Genomic DNA, 12,855 nt, shown 5'->3' with positions numbered 1-12,855 from the left:
GGCGGCACCTGCCGAGCCGCTCATGCCGCGCCCAGAGCTCCGGCCAGGCGCTCGCCGGTTCCCGGCGGGCTGCTGCCTCGAACGCTTCCCGGATGATCTCCACGTCGCGCTTGTGGGCAGCCATGTTCTCCGGCGTCGCTGGCGGCCGCACCTCCACTCGGCGGACAGCACCCGCGAAACGCCCCGCCCGGCACCCCGCTGCCGCCGCCGACGGCGGCTCGCGGGGCGCTTCCCAACACGCAGCTCCGCAACGACATCAATGCCGGAAATGTGGCCGACGCGAACCGCGCAAATACGGCGAGGTACGCGGAGACGCTGGACCAGCAAGTGGCCGCTGGACAGATGTCACGGGCCGAGCGGGACCGACGCGTGGGGCGGGTCGGCGCCATGAACCCGGGCACGTACGATTACGTGAATGGCCAATGGCAGCAGCTATGACCTCATCGCTGGAACCACAGGTGCTCGACTTCCCCGCGCTCCCCGGCATCCCGTCCAGGGACCGCGAACGGCTCCGCTCGCGTTTCGCGGGGTGGAACGACAGCTACCTCGCTTGCACGGGCGCCCCCACCGTCGCCCGCGACGAGATCCTCGACGCCGTACGCGCGCGGGGTGGTGACGTGCCGCCTGCCTCGGAGTCGTGTGGCTCCTTCAGGTGGTACGAGGGCTCGGTGCTGGTCACCGAGAACCGGGATACGTGGTGCCTTCATGCGCGAAGCGCCGAGCAGCTCGTCCCCTGGCTCCGGGCTTTCGGTGAGCGGCAGCCTCGCAAGCCGATCTGGTTCCCTGCCTACTCGGCCGTGCTTGCCGAGAGCGAGCCGCTGGAAGGCGAGGGGCTGTTGTTCGATGACCGGGAGCCGGGCGTCGAGGGGGCCTTCCTGGTGCGCAACGGCAGCGCGGCAGTCCGCTACCGCCTCCCTGGCGGGGAGATGTCGCTGGGGCTCGACAAACGAGCGACAGCGCGCTTGCACGACCCGTGGCAGTCGTCGTTTGACGGCGTGCCCACGGTCCCGGCATTCGTGGTCATCAACGACGAGGGCTGCCCCGCTTTCCTCGCATGGCTGCATGCACAAGGACCGTCATCGTGCCTCGTCGATGCCGTCTCGGACGCGCTTGGCATCGGGCGTGGCATCCGGCGGTTCGATCGAGCCGCCATGTGTGGTCCCGTCCTCTGCCACGCAGAGTTCTTCGCGGGCGCCGCTTCCGCACAGGCGTTCGAATCGCCGCTCCTGCGATCCGGTGACCCCTGGCTTCCGGCGGGTGAGTCATCGCGGCTGCTCGTCGGCTACTGGGACATCGGGACATCGGAAGCGTTCCTCTACCTCGGTGAGGACCGCCGCATCTACCGTTACACGTTCGAGGACGACCTGTGGTCCGTCTCGGCGTCGAGCTACGCCGCCTACGTCGAGCGTATCCTTCGTTTCGACGCGAAGATCGCGGCCACGCACGCTTCAGACCTCCCGATCGTCGAGCTCTGCGAGCGTCTCGGGCTCGTTGTCGACCCGATCGGAACCGATGACTGGGCGACCCTGGCGGTCTCCAGCGACCTCATAGCGTTCCAGCGGCCCGGTGAGCGAGCGTTCTTGAAATGCTTCACCCCCCAGGCTGAGGCAAGGGCGCGCGCGCTCCTCTCGGGGTAGGTCGTCCGCGAGCGGCTGTTCCCGTACCCGCCGAGGATCCGGCCCGCCAGGCAGGAGGAGGACTGGCAGCGCGAGGCGGCGATGCTCCGCAACCTGCAGTCCCTGCCGGTGGAGATCGCGCCCGCGGGGGACAGGGCCCCCGGATGGGCGCGCCCCTCGGCTAAGAGTTCCCCGCCTTTCCCTGCTGGTAGATGTCCTTGACGTTGATCTCCATGAACCGGTCCGGCTTCTCGAGCGGCGTGAAGCCGAACTGCCGGTAGAGCCCGTGCGCGTCCGCGGTGGCGAGCAGCGTCCGCCGCAGCCGGAGGTGACCCAGGGCCTCGGCGACGTGGGCGATCAGCGCCTTGCCGTATCCCTGGCGCTGCTCCGCCTCGACGATGAACACGTCGGCCAGGTACGCGAACGTCGCGTGGTCGGTGATCACCCGGGCGAACCCGATCTGCGCTCCCGCCTTGTAGACGCCGAAGCAGAGCGAGCCCTGGATGGCCCGCTCGACCACCTCCCGGGGGATGCCCGTGCTCCAGTAGGCAGACGCGAGGAAGGCGTGGATCCGCTCGACGTCGAGGAGCGCCTTGTCCGACGAGATGACGATGTCTTCAGCTGCCTCATGCTCCACTGTGGCGATCCTCCGTTCAGCCTGCGCGCTCGGGGTCCTGGTCCCTGACGGCTCCTCCAGCGACCCGTGTGTCCGTCGCTCTCCGGGAAGGGCATCCGAGGGACCGCGCGGCGTCAAGAGGAGGCGCCGGCGCGCGGTCCGGAGCGCGCTCGATCCAGCGCGCGCCCGTGGATCTGGCTGGTCCTGCCGGTCATCGGTCTCCTGGAGAGGACATCTTCCTCGCCATCGCGTCGATCCTGCTCATCAAGGGCTTCCTCGAGCAGAACGGGATTTTCGTCGAGCCGCTCCAGCTGTCGGTCTGGGCCATCCCCACGGCGGTGCTGGCGCTCCTGATCCACGGGACACGGCTCCTCCTGCTCGACCGGCGGCTCCAGCGCGAGCTCGCCGGCGCGGACGCCGGGGTGGCGCGCGAATGATCACGCTCGATGTCGGCTACATCGCGGCGGGCCTGTTCTTCGTGGCGGCGGCCGCCCTGAGCGCGGTCGACCGCGAGAACCAGAAGCGCTGGAAGAACACCCTCTTCTGGGCTCTCCTGGCGGCGAGCTTCCTCTTCGGCTCGCGCTCGAGCCCGGGCAGGCCACGCTGATCTCGCTCGCCCTCGGCGTGGTGCTCGCGCTCGCGGTCTCGGTGGCGTGGCTGCGCCCGCCGCTGCTCGCGCCGCTGCAGGAAGGCCGGCGCCTGCTCGACACGGTGGGCTGGGCGGCGATCTTGCCCCAGATGCTGGCCGCGCTCGGCGTCGTGTTCGCGGCCGCGGGCGTCGGCGACGTGGTCGGCGGGCTGGCCGGGAGCGTGCTCCCGCTCGGCGGCCGCCTCGCCGCGGTGACGGCCTACACCGTCGGCATGGCGGTGTTCACGGTGATCATGGGGAACGCGTTCGCGGCGTTTCCGGTCATGACCGCGGCCGTGGGGCTGCCGCTGATCGTGCGCCGGCTCGGCGGCGACCCGGCGGTCATGAGCGCCATCGGCATGCTGTCCGGCTTCTGCGGGACGCTGATGACGCCCATGGCCGCCAACTTCAACATCGTGCCCGCGGCGCTGCTCGGGCTGCCCGACCGCGACGGCGTGATCAAGGCCCAGCTCCCCACCGCGCTGCTCCTGCTGATCGGGAACACGCTCCTCATGTACCTGCTCGTCTTCCGGCGCTGAGGCCGCGCCCGTTCACCGCGTCCGGGTGGCCATCGGCTCGTGGACGTGCTCGTCTTCGGGCGCCGAGGTCTCCACCCATGACGCACGTCCTGACACCGGACATCGCCTCGCATTTCGCCTCCATCGCGCTCGGGCACGTGACGCGGGAGTATCCGAACAAGCTCGATCACGTCATGGCCGGTCCCGAAGACGTGAAGGGGCCGCGCGACCTGCACCCCATCTTCTACGGCAGCTTCGACTGGCACTCGTGCGTGCACGGCCACTGGCTCCTCGCGCGGGTCCACCGCCTCTTCCCCGGCGCCCCCTGCGCGGCTGCGATCCGCGGGCTGCTCGACGCGCAGCTCACGGCCGAGAAGGTCGCCGTCGAGCTGGCCTATCTGCGGCGGCCGGCGAGCCGCGGCTTCGAGCGGCCCTATGGATGGGCGTGGCTGCTCCTGCTCGCGGCGGAGCTCGCGCGGTACGAGACCGACGAGGGCCGGCGGTGGTCGGCCGCGCTGGCCCCGCTGGGCGACGCGTTCGCCGAGCGGTTCGTCGAGCACCTGCCGAGGGCCACGTACCCGGTCCGCGCCGGCGCGCACACGAACAGCGCCTTCGCGGTGGCGCTCGCGCTGGAGTACGCCGCCGTGAAGGGCGATGAGCGGCTGTCGCGGCGCTGCGCCGAGGCCGCGCGGGCGTGGTATGGCCGCGACGCGGATTGCCAGGCGTGGGAGCCCTCGCAGGACGATTTCCTCTCGCCCGCGCTCATGGAGGCCGAGTGCATGCGCCGGGTCCTGTCCGGGCCGGAGTTCGGCGGCTGGTTCGCGCGGTTCCTGCCGCGCGCGGCAGCGGGCGAGCCCGCGGCGCTGTTCGAGCCGGCGACGGTCAGCGACCGGAGCGACGGCAAGATCGTCCACCTCGACGGGCTCAACCTGAGCCGCGCCTTCTGCTGGCGCTCGCTCGCCGCGGCCCTGCCCGGAGCGGATCCGGTGCGCGCCCGCGCCCTGGACGCGGCGGAGCGGCACCTCGACGCCAGCCTGCCGCACGTGGCCGGCGATTACATGGGCGAGCACTGGCTGGCGAGCTTCGCGCTGCTCGCGCTGGGCGCCGGGGCGGACTGACGCGCCCTGGGCATGCGCGGCGCGCATTGCAGCGTCTAGGTCGTGGAGCGGGAGACGGGATTTGAACCCGCGACGTCAACCTTGGCAAGGTTGCACTCTACCACTGAGTTACTCCCGCAAACGTCGAGCACAGAAACCGAGGGATCTGGAGATCCACTCATCTCGGCGCCTCTCGGAGAAGACCCCGAGTGCGCCGAGCCGTCGTCGGATGGCTGTCTCCGTCGAGGCGGCGGAGGAATATCAACCGGCGCCGCCGTAGTCAAGCGCCGAGATGCGTGGTCCTGGTGCGATCGTGCGTGCCGAACGGCACGAGCCCGCCCGGCCGGTTTGCACCTCGTCAATGTGGCGAGGACGGGCCGGGGCCGGGCGCGGCTCGGAGGCTCCCCCGCAGCTCGCGCGGAGCGCAGCCGAACCATCGCTGGCACGCGTGGCTGAACGCTGTCGCGTCCGCGAAGCCGAGCTGAAGCGCGACCGCGGTCACGCTGACCGTCGCCTTCCGGAGCAAGCTGCCGGCGCGCTCGCGGCGCACCTCGTCGACGAGGCGCCGGAAGCTCGTCCCCTCGGCCTCGAGGTGCCGGCGCAAGGTCCGCTCCGTCGTGCCGAGCGCGCGGGCCACGCGCGGGAGCGACAGGAGACCGCCGTCGGCGCTCGACAGCTCGCGGGCGATCGCGTGCCGGACGGCGTCCTCGCGCGACCGCGGCGCGAGCTGCTCCGAGAGCGCTCCTGCAGACTTGCACAGATACTCCCAGAGCGTCCGGTTCGCGGAGGGAGGCACCGCGTCGAGGAGCTCGCGACGGAAGGAGAGCCCGTCGTGCGGAGCGTCGAAGCTCACGGGGCAATCGAAGAACGCGCCGTGCCCGCCCCGGCGAGGCGGCGCGGGATGGCGGAAGGTCACCTCGATGGGCGTGAGATCCGCGCCGGCGAGCCGCCGCAGACACCCGAGGCCCTGCGCGACGGCCGTCTCGTTGGACAAGCGGTGCCCGAGGGTGAGCGGCCGCGCGCGGTACCATCGGAGGTGGACGCGCCTCGCGACCTCCGTCACCTCCCAGCGACCCGAGTCGGTGAGCAGCGCGCCATGGCGAGCGATGGTGTCGAGCGCGTCGCGCACCGACGGCGCGGTCATCAGCGCGAAGCCGAGCACGTGCAGGTCCTCGATGGCCGCCGCTTGCGCTACCCGGAGCGGCAACGAGGGGTCGTCGAGCGTCCGACCCAGATACGCCCACAGCTCGATCAGGTGATCGAACTCGATGCGTCGCCCCGGGTCCTCGGCGAGCGTCGGCGGCAGGCGCGCCGCGCGGCGCAGGGCGTCCGGCCGCACGCCGTCCCGCAGCGCCTGGTCGACGACACGCTGGACCACCCTCGCCACGACCGTCGGTTGGGGGCGCACCATGCGCTCGGCCCCAGCATGCAGCATGCCAGGACCGATGCTCTTCGTGGACGGCACCCCGTGCAGCGGGAGGCTTCGTGGGCGCGCCGGGCATGACGCGGCGATCAGGGCGTGCGCTGTTCGTGCGGGCTCAGGGGCTCGTGAAGCCCAGGATCCCGTGCCCCGCCACGACATAGACCGTGTTCGGGGGCCCTGGCTCGGGGTTCGTGGCGCTCGCCACGCCCTCGCGCATGAACGCGGTCCGGATGCGCGTGATGGAGGACGCCTGGTGCGCCTCCTGGAGCAGCCTCATCGCCTCGGCCGGTACCGTGAGCGAGCCGTCTCCCAGCGTGACGCACTGGATCTCGACCTGCTTGCCGGTGGGGGGCGGCATCGCGAACGGCGATGCTCCCTCGACGCTGCCGTCGGTGGTGGTGATGCGCACCAGCGTGCCCTGCGCGGCCCCGCAGCTCCCGCCTTCCCCGCCGCAGCTCAGGGTCATCGGCGTGCCGTCGAGCGGCACCGCGCCGAGGAGGGACTGCGACGCCTCGTCGAGCTGGAACTCTCCCCCTGCCGCGAGGGGGCCCAGATCGGGGAACTCGAAGGCCATCGCGCCACCGGGCTCGATGCCCACGACGACCTCATCGCCGCTCGCGATGGGATCGTTCGGGTTACCGGGGATGGGCCCTGCGCCGGCGAGCACGACGTGGTTGGCCGCGAACGCTTCCTCGGCGGCGCGCGGATTGACCACGACCGCGGTCTCGCTCGACTCGACGGCGACGATGGGGAACGCCCCGTTGTTCTCGCCCATCGCTGCGCCGTCCACGCGCAGCGTGCGACCCACGTCGGCCGCGGAGAACATCGCGCCGCTGATCACGTACGCTGCGGTGCCCATCTGCCCGGGGGTCACGCTCGTCTGGCCCGTTCCGCTGTGCGTCGGGCAGACGTAGCCGCTACCCTGGAAGCGGCAATCGAGCGAACCGCCCGCGAGCCCGGAGATCGTGATGACGCCCTGATCCGTGAGCGGCGAAGGCGGATCGTCTTGCACGTCGTAGACCCATCCCTTGCACCCGGTGAGCTGACCGGGCATCTCCTCGTAAGTGGGACGCTTCGCCGCGGTGAACAGGACCTGCACCGTGAGGCCGTGACCCGCCTGCGGCGCACCGAGGATGGAGACATCCTGGATGGAGATGATGCCACTGTGGGTCGGGGCGAGGCTGTCGCCTGCGCCGCCATCTCCCCCCGAGCCTCCGCTGCCACCCGAGCCTCCGCTGCCGCCCGAGCCTCCGCTGCCGCCCGAGCCTGCGCTGGCCGGCGTGCCGCCGCTCCCGTCGTGGTTGTCGTCGGTCGGATTTGCGCAGCATCCAGTGAAGGCGAAGGCCGTGGCGATGGCCACCGCGAGCCGATGGCTCCTCGGGTTTCGCGCGAGTCGCATTCGATCGATCATGAGGTACCTCCAAGCATCGTGACGAAGCGCGTCGACCGCTACCCGGTGGACGCGTGCAAGGAGGTTAGGCGTGCCGCCGCGGCTCCGCCTGGTCGCGCCGGCCACGAACCTGGTCGAAGCGGCCGGCCCATCCCGTATCAGCGGTACCCGAGGGCCTCCCGGAGCTTCGAGGTGTCGATGAAGCCCCGGAGCGGGTCCTTCGTCGCGTCGGTGGTGCGCTTGTTCTGGGCGACCCCCTGCCACTTTCCCTGAGGAACCTCGATCTCCTTGCGCTCGTCTGGGCTGAGCTCCGCCAGCGCCTCGTTCCAGCCGGCCTCGCCGTCGGCGTCGCGGAAATCGAAAGACTTGCCGTCCAGCGTCGTGAATCGGTAGTGCGGATGCTGCTGTTGCTTGTCCGACGGGGCGTAGATCGCCTCGAGCTCACAGGACGCGACGATGGATATATGGCCTCCGGATTTGCGGTTCGCCATGAAGATGTCTCCCGGCTTGGGCGCATACCCGTCCCCCGGCGCATGCCAGACGAGGAGGCCGGTGGGCGTACCTTGCGCGTTCTGGTCCTCGCGGAATGCTTCCAGCGAGAGACCCTTCGCATAGGCCTCGACCATGTTCAGGTTCGCTCCGGGCTTCCACGCGCCGTTGAGGGCTTCACGGTTGAGGAACTTGCCGAGCTCCGCGCTCGTGATCTTGTCCTCCGGCTCGCCACGCAAGGCCCAGGCTTTCCAGAACACCCAGGTCACGAAGTCGCCGCACCAGGAGTGAAAGTCATTGTAAATCTGGCTGAATTCCTCGCGAGCCCTGGCCTGGGCGAGCTTTTCTTCCATTCCTTCTTTCTTGAGCCGCTCGAACGCTGCGGCGTACTTCGCCTCTCGCTCCGCTGCCATCGCCTGGTGCCGTAGCGGGCACTTCCCGTTCGCCTTGACCCCAGGGAACGTGGGCAGTATGCCAGGGCACGCAGCGCCGCTCTGGCTGCCGTGTCGGTTCTCGGTGATCTCGAGGATGAGCGGGCTCCACTCGATGCTGTTGACGGCCTGCCAGGCGATGTCGACAAGCCAGTCCTTCGGGCTGATCACGGTGACCTGCCCTGTCCCCGTGGGCAGGTGGCTGTTCTTCCCCGGCTCCTCCGGCTGCTCGGCCTGCGGCTGTGCCTGCGCGGCCCCGCCGGGCGCATCGGCCTCCGGCGCCGCCTCCTGCTTGCGGTCCACGACGTAGGTAGCGTTCACGTTGCTGCCCACCTTCGGGCCTTGCACCTTGGTGATGATGTAGGCGCCGTCCGGTGTGGCGCCGTAGTCGTTGCCGCCGACGAAGGGGTTGTTCCAGTACACAGTCACCGATCCGCTCGGGCCGCGGTAGGTCACGCGGCCTTCGGTCCCGGTCATGACGCCGTCGGACTCGGCCGACCAGACCGCCGTCGCTCGGCACGCCGGCGGTGGTTCCCGGCCCGGGGTGAGGATCCCGTGGTCGAGCCGAGGAGGGCCCACGAACGTGAGCGGCTCGCCCGTATAGTTCACCAGCGTGCACAGTACGCTTCGCGTCGCCATACCCCTGTTCCCCTCCCTCGACGCCCGTCCGCCGTCAGCTCGAAGAGAGCGTCGCTGACTCGCAGTGTACCAGGAGACGGGGGGCGGCCTGCAAGGAGCGGCGCCACGTGAGCACGCATTCGGCGATCGAGCGCTCTGCGGGACTGGCGACCGGCGACCGGCTACCGGTGCGTCCAATGCTCGTCCGGTAGCCGCAGCCGGAGCAGCGGCTCTCTGGGCGGGGCCGGCAGGCCCGTCATGCCCGCGTCCGTCCGGCTCGTCGCCGCGATCCCGAGGGCGCTGTGCTGGCGGGGGCGGGTGGGGCCGCAGGAGGAGACTCCACAGGAGGCTCCGCCGGCCGCGGCTGGAGCCCCTCCATGAGCCAACCGCTGACCAGGCCCGCGAGCTGCGCCGCCTCGACGGGCTTGTCGTACCGTCCGAGCTGCCCCTGCGTCAGGAGCACGGCCAGGCCGTGCGCTCGGCGGCGCGATGACGGCTCATCCGAAGATCTGTCCGCGCACCGGCGAGCTCCTCTTCTTCTCTCAGGCGCCCTCGCGCCCGCATCTCACCTACCACCGCGCGGACGCCGCCGGCCGCGTGGTCCATCGCGCGGCGCTCGACGTCCCCGCGATGACGTTCATGCACGATTTCGCCATCACCGAACGATACGTCCTCTTCTACGTGCTCCCGGTGCTCCTCGGGGACGTGCGATCTCCTGTGCCGCTCCGGTGGGACGACGACTTCCCCGCGCGCATCGGTGTCCTGCCCCGCGACGGCGGCAACGAGGACATGCGATGGTTCGATGTCGCGCCCTGCACGATCAGCCACACGGTCAACGCGTTCGAGGACGGCGGCGCGATCGTGCTCGACGCGGTGCGCGCGCCGCGGATCATGGCGCCGCACGCGCTTCACCGGTTCACGTTCGACCTCTCCAGCGGCCGTGTCGCGGAGGCGGAGCTGGATCCGCGGTTCCTCGACTTCCCCCGCGTGCACCCGGCGGTCGTCGGCGCCCGCCATCGCCGCGCCTACACGACCGAGCTCTGCGACTTCGGCCCCGACGTCGGCTTCTCGCGAACCGTCGCGCGCCAGCACGATCTCGAGACAGGCGCCGCGGCCTTGCACGACGTCGGGGGCGACGCGATGCCCGGCGAGTGCGTCGTCGCCCCGCGGCCGGGGAGCGCAGCCGAGGACGACGCGTGGGTCCTCCTGTTCGTCCACCGTCGCGACGGCTCCGCGACCGAGCTCGTCGTCCTCGACGCGTCGAGGTTCGCGTCGCCTCCCGTGGCGCGCGTCCGCCTGCCGTGCCGCGTCCCGCTGGGGCTCCACGGCGAATGGCTCGCCGACGCGGCGGCCTAGCTCAATAGGTTGCGCCACCCGCCGGATACGCCGGGGAGAAAGCTGGAGGGACACGGAGTGCGGGAAGGAGAGAGAGCGCAAGGGCGCGAGGCGCGCAAGGGAACAGAGAAAAAATCTGTTCCCCTCTTCCCCTTGCACCCCTCTTCCCCTTGCGCCCCTCGCGCCCTTGCGGTCCTCTTTCCATTCTCTGATCTTCCATGGACTTTAACGTGTTCGGTGCTCTCTCGGTGCTCTACGGGCGCGAGCGCACCATCTCGGCTGTTCGCTCGAGCCACTCCAGCGGATCCCCGGCGTGGTAGGGGTGCTCCGACGGCTCGATGCCGTCGAGGAACTTGCGGAAGATGACCGCATGGCGGGCAGCGGCGACGGGGGCGAGCAGCTCGGCGGCGCGCTCGGGGTCGGAGCCCGGGACCGCGGCGCGCCACGCGCGGCTCCAGAGGCTCCGGATCGGGTCGATGTCGCCGGGCGGGATCCGCTGGAGGAACCCCGGCTGGTCGAGCAGAGGGTGCCCGATGCCGCTGTCGCCCCAGTCCAGCAGCGCGACAGACGTCGCGTCGCCGCGGGCGTTGCCGGGATGGAAGTCGCCGTGGACGAGCGTGTCGGGCAACCCGGTCTCGGCCAGGCGATCGAAGCGCTCGGGCAGGCCATCGACGAATCCGCCGAGGGTCGCCCGATCCCCGGCGCACAGCCCGGGCGTCCGGGCCACCACGCCGGCGATGAGCCGTGTCAGGGCTGGCGCGCGGAAGTCCGGCAGCCCCAGCGCCAGGAGGTCGCCGACCTGCCGGCTCGCGCCGTGCTGAAGGTCGACCAGCAGCGAGACCAGCCGCTCCAGGATCGGCAGCTCGGCGTGATAGAGATCCTCGCCCGGGATCTCCGGCATGAGGATCCGCCGGCCGTCGTGGCCGAGGAGCGCCGGTACGGGCCCGCCCGCGAGCCGCGCGATGAGGGCCCCCTCGTGCCCCAAGAACGGCGGGACGTGCTTCAGCCAGACCGTCTGGCCGCCGGCCCGGAGCCGCCACACGCTCGACAGGTTCCAGCTCCGGATCTGCTCGGCGGGCGCCGTCCGCGCGAAGCCCCGAGCGCGCAGGACCGAGTCCGCCCAGGCGAGGTCGTCTGAAGGCCCGCCCGGCCGAGCCCACGGCTGCCGGAGCGGGTGATCGTCGAGCGCCTCGCGCCAGGGCTCGACGCCGGGCGGCGGCGGCGCCTCGGTCTCCGCGAGGTAGGTGACGGCGCCGCCGTGGGGAACCGGGAGCTCGGCGGCGAGCATCCGGAGGACCGTCACCTCGATGCCGTGGCGCTCGCGAGCTCCCTCGATGACCGATTGGGTCTCCTGCCACCACGGCATCGCGACCGGATAGGGCGGCAGCGCGCCCAGGAGCTCTCCCGCCCTGGTGACGAGGACGAGTCGAACGAGGCGCGGCGGTTCGGTCGGCACCGGGCGATGATAGCGAAGGGCCGACGTGGGTCGAGAGCTCAGATCCGTGGCGGACGGCGGTGCTCCGCGAGAGGAGAATGAGCCGCCAAGGCGCCAAGGCGCCAAGGCGCCAAGGACGCCAAGGACGCCAGAAGCGTACTGGGGTCGAAATGAAACCGACGCCGCCAGCCGCGCCGGCGTACCATTCCTCTCTTCCCTCTCTCATGGCGTCCTGGCGCCTCGCTGTCCTCGGGCGAGGAGGCGCGCATTGCGCCCGGGAACGCCGCCTCGTGTCAACGGAGCTCAGGACACCTCGCGCGGCTCCCGGCGCGCACGCTTGAACATCACGATCCCGAGCAGGATCCCGCCCGCCACGAGGGCGATGTCGGCGACGTTGAACACCGGCCAGCGATGAACGTGGATGAAGTCGATGACGTACCCGCGGACGGCGCGATCGATCGCGTTCCCGATCGCGCCGGCGACGATGAGCGCGTACGCGGCCTGCTCGGCGAGCGAGGCGCGGCGGCTGTGCCACCAGCCCAGGATCACCCCGCCGAGGACGATCATCGAGCACGCGAAGAGGAACGCCACCTTGGCCGGCGACTGGATGCCCCGGAGCAGGCTGAAGGCCATGTCGCGGTTCTCGGCGTAGCGGAGGTCGAGCACCCCCGGCACGATCGACAGGGGCGCTCGCCGCTCGAGCGCGGCCTGCGCGACCGCCTTGGTCGCGTGATCGCACCCCACCAGGGCCATCGTGAACAGGATCAGGACCCAGCTCATCACGCGTCGCGCCATGGCCGCCGGAACGCAGGGTCGCGGCGGGTCATTCCCGCTCTCTCCAGAGAGGACGGTGTGGGATGAGCTCGTCATCGTACTTCACGGCCGGGGCGATCGGCTGAGGGCGGGTCGGCCCTCCAGGAAGACGCCGACGAGGACGCCGAGGTAAGCGCCGGCGTGGAGCCCCCAGCAGACGAGGTAGCGCGTGGCGGCGCCGGGGGACCACGCGCCGAGGCTCGCCTCGCGCACGCCGAACGGATCGAGCGCCGCCATGACGGCCGGGCAGAGCGCGAGCGCCCCGGCGAGCGCCGCCATGATCCTCGCCAGCCAGGCGCGCCACGAGAACCGGTCGCTGCGCGCGGCGCAGAGCCCGAGTGCAAGACCGAGATCGGGGTCGGCTCAACTCGCACCGTGGGGTCGGCATGCACGAGAGACCTCGCTGAGAGCGCCGGGGGAGCGCACGGCGACGCGGGCGCGGGATC

General features: G+C 71.1%; 10 protein-coding genes, 1 tRNA gene and 2 pseudogenes. 5 read left to right on the top strand and 8 right to left on the bottom strand.

The window, feature by feature from the left end:
* Positions 1–434: 434 nt before the first annotated feature.
* Positions 435–1,637 carry a hypothetical protein gene (locus WME75_RS33275; protein ID WP_437479294.1) on the top strand — a complete coding sequence of 401 codons (1,203 nt, stop codon included), beginning with the start codon at positions 435–437 and terminating at the stop codon, positions 1,635–1,637.
* Positions 1,638–1,797: 160 nt separating this feature from the next.
* Here WME75_RS33275 and WME75_RS33270 read toward each other — a convergent pair whose 3' ends face one another.
* A complete protein-coding gene (locus tag WME75_RS33270; protein ID WP_437479292.1) occupies positions 1,798–2,253 on the bottom strand; it encodes a GNAT family N-acetyltransferase in 456 nt (151 codons plus the stop codon).
* Between the two features lie 203 nt (positions 2,254–2,456).
* On the opposite strand from WME75_RS33270, the pseudogene WME75_RS33265 reads away from it, so the two are divergent.
* From WME75_RS33265 to WME75_RS33255, 3 genes and pseudogenes are all read left to right on the top strand, one after another.
* Positions 2,457–2,669, top strand: a pseudogene (locus tag WME75_RS33265) (5-oxoproline transporter, DUF969 family subunit); the annotation flags it as partial.
* Positions 2,666–3,399 (top strand): annotated as a pseudogene (locus tag WME75_RS33260) (5-oxoproline transporter, DUF979 family subunit). The pseudogenes WME75_RS33265 and WME75_RS33260, both read left to right, overlap by 4 nt.
* Positions 3,400–3,476: 77 nt before the next feature.
* Positions 3,477–4,496 carry a DUF2891 domain-containing protein gene (locus WME75_RS33255; RefSeq protein ID WP_437479290.1) on the top strand — a complete coding sequence of 340 codons (1,020 nt, stop codon included), beginning with the start codon at positions 3,477–3,479 and terminating at the stop codon, positions 4,494–4,496.
* A gap of 43 nt (positions 4,497–4,539) precedes the next feature.
* Here WME75_RS33255 and WME75_RS33250 read toward each other — a convergent pair.
* The 4 genes from WME75_RS33250 to WME75_RS33235 all read right to left on the bottom strand — a co-directional run bounded on the left by WME75_RS33250 (position 4,540) and on the right by WME75_RS33235 (position 8,847).
* Positions 4,540–4,614: transfer RNA gene (locus WME75_RS33250), tRNA-Gly, on the bottom strand.
* A gap of 219 nt (positions 4,615–4,833) precedes the next feature.
* On the bottom strand, positions 4,834–5,910 hold the full coding sequence (locus tag WME75_RS33245; protein ID WP_437479288.1) for an AraC family transcriptional regulator: 1,077 nt from the start codon (positions 5,908–5,910) through the stop codon (positions 4,834–4,836).
* A gap of 103 nt (positions 5,911–6,013) precedes the next feature.
* A complete protein-coding gene (locus WME75_RS33240; protein ID WP_437479286.1) occupies positions 6,014–7,309 on the bottom strand; it encodes a hypothetical protein in 1,296 nt (431 codons plus the stop codon).
* Positions 7,310–7,446: 137 nt separating this feature from the next.
* The gene (locus tag WME75_RS33235; RefSeq protein WP_437479284.1) at positions 7,447–8,847 is read right to left on the bottom strand and encodes a hypothetical protein; all 1,401 of its coding nucleotides are present in this window, start codon (positions 8,845–8,847) and stop codon (positions 7,447–7,449) included.
* 468 nt (positions 8,848–9,315) lie between these two features.
* On the opposite strand from WME75_RS33235, the gene WME75_RS33230 reads away from it, so the two are divergent.
* Positions 9,316–10,182 carry a carotenoid oxygenase family protein gene (locus WME75_RS33230; protein WP_437479282.1) on the top strand — a complete coding sequence of 289 codons (867 nt, stop codon included), beginning with the start codon at positions 9,316–9,318 and terminating at the stop codon, positions 10,180–10,182.
* A 232-nt stretch (positions 10,183–10,414) separates the two neighbouring features.
* Here WME75_RS33230 and WME75_RS33225 read toward each other — a convergent pair whose 3' ends face one another.
* The 3 genes from WME75_RS33225 to WME75_RS33215 form a co-directional block, all read right to left on the bottom strand.
* A complete protein-coding gene (locus WME75_RS33225) occupies positions 10,415–11,617 on the bottom strand; it encodes a phosphotransferase family protein (RefSeq protein WP_437479280.1) in 1,203 nt (400 codons plus the stop codon).
* Positions 11,618–11,899: 282 nt separating this feature from the next.
* Positions 11,900–12,376: a signal peptidase II gene (gene lspA, locus WME75_RS33220; RefSeq protein ID WP_437479278.1), complete on the bottom strand. Its 477-nt coding sequence runs from the start codon at positions 12,374–12,376 to the stop codon at positions 11,900–11,902.
* 96 nt (positions 12,377–12,472) lie between these two features.
* Positions 12,473–12,688: a hypothetical protein gene (locus WME75_RS33215; protein WP_437479276.1), complete on the bottom strand. Its 216-nt coding sequence runs from the start codon at positions 12,686–12,688 to the stop codon at positions 12,473–12,475.
* Between the last annotated feature and the right edge of the window lie 167 nt (positions 12,689–12,855).

The organism is Sorangium sp. So ce1014 (assembly GCF_051521505.1).
Lineage (GTDB): Bacteria > Myxococcota_A > Polyangia > Polyangiales > Polyangiaceae > Sorangium.
Note: the sequence above shows the minus strand (reverse complement) of the source record. Positions and strands in the feature narration are given on the sequence as shown.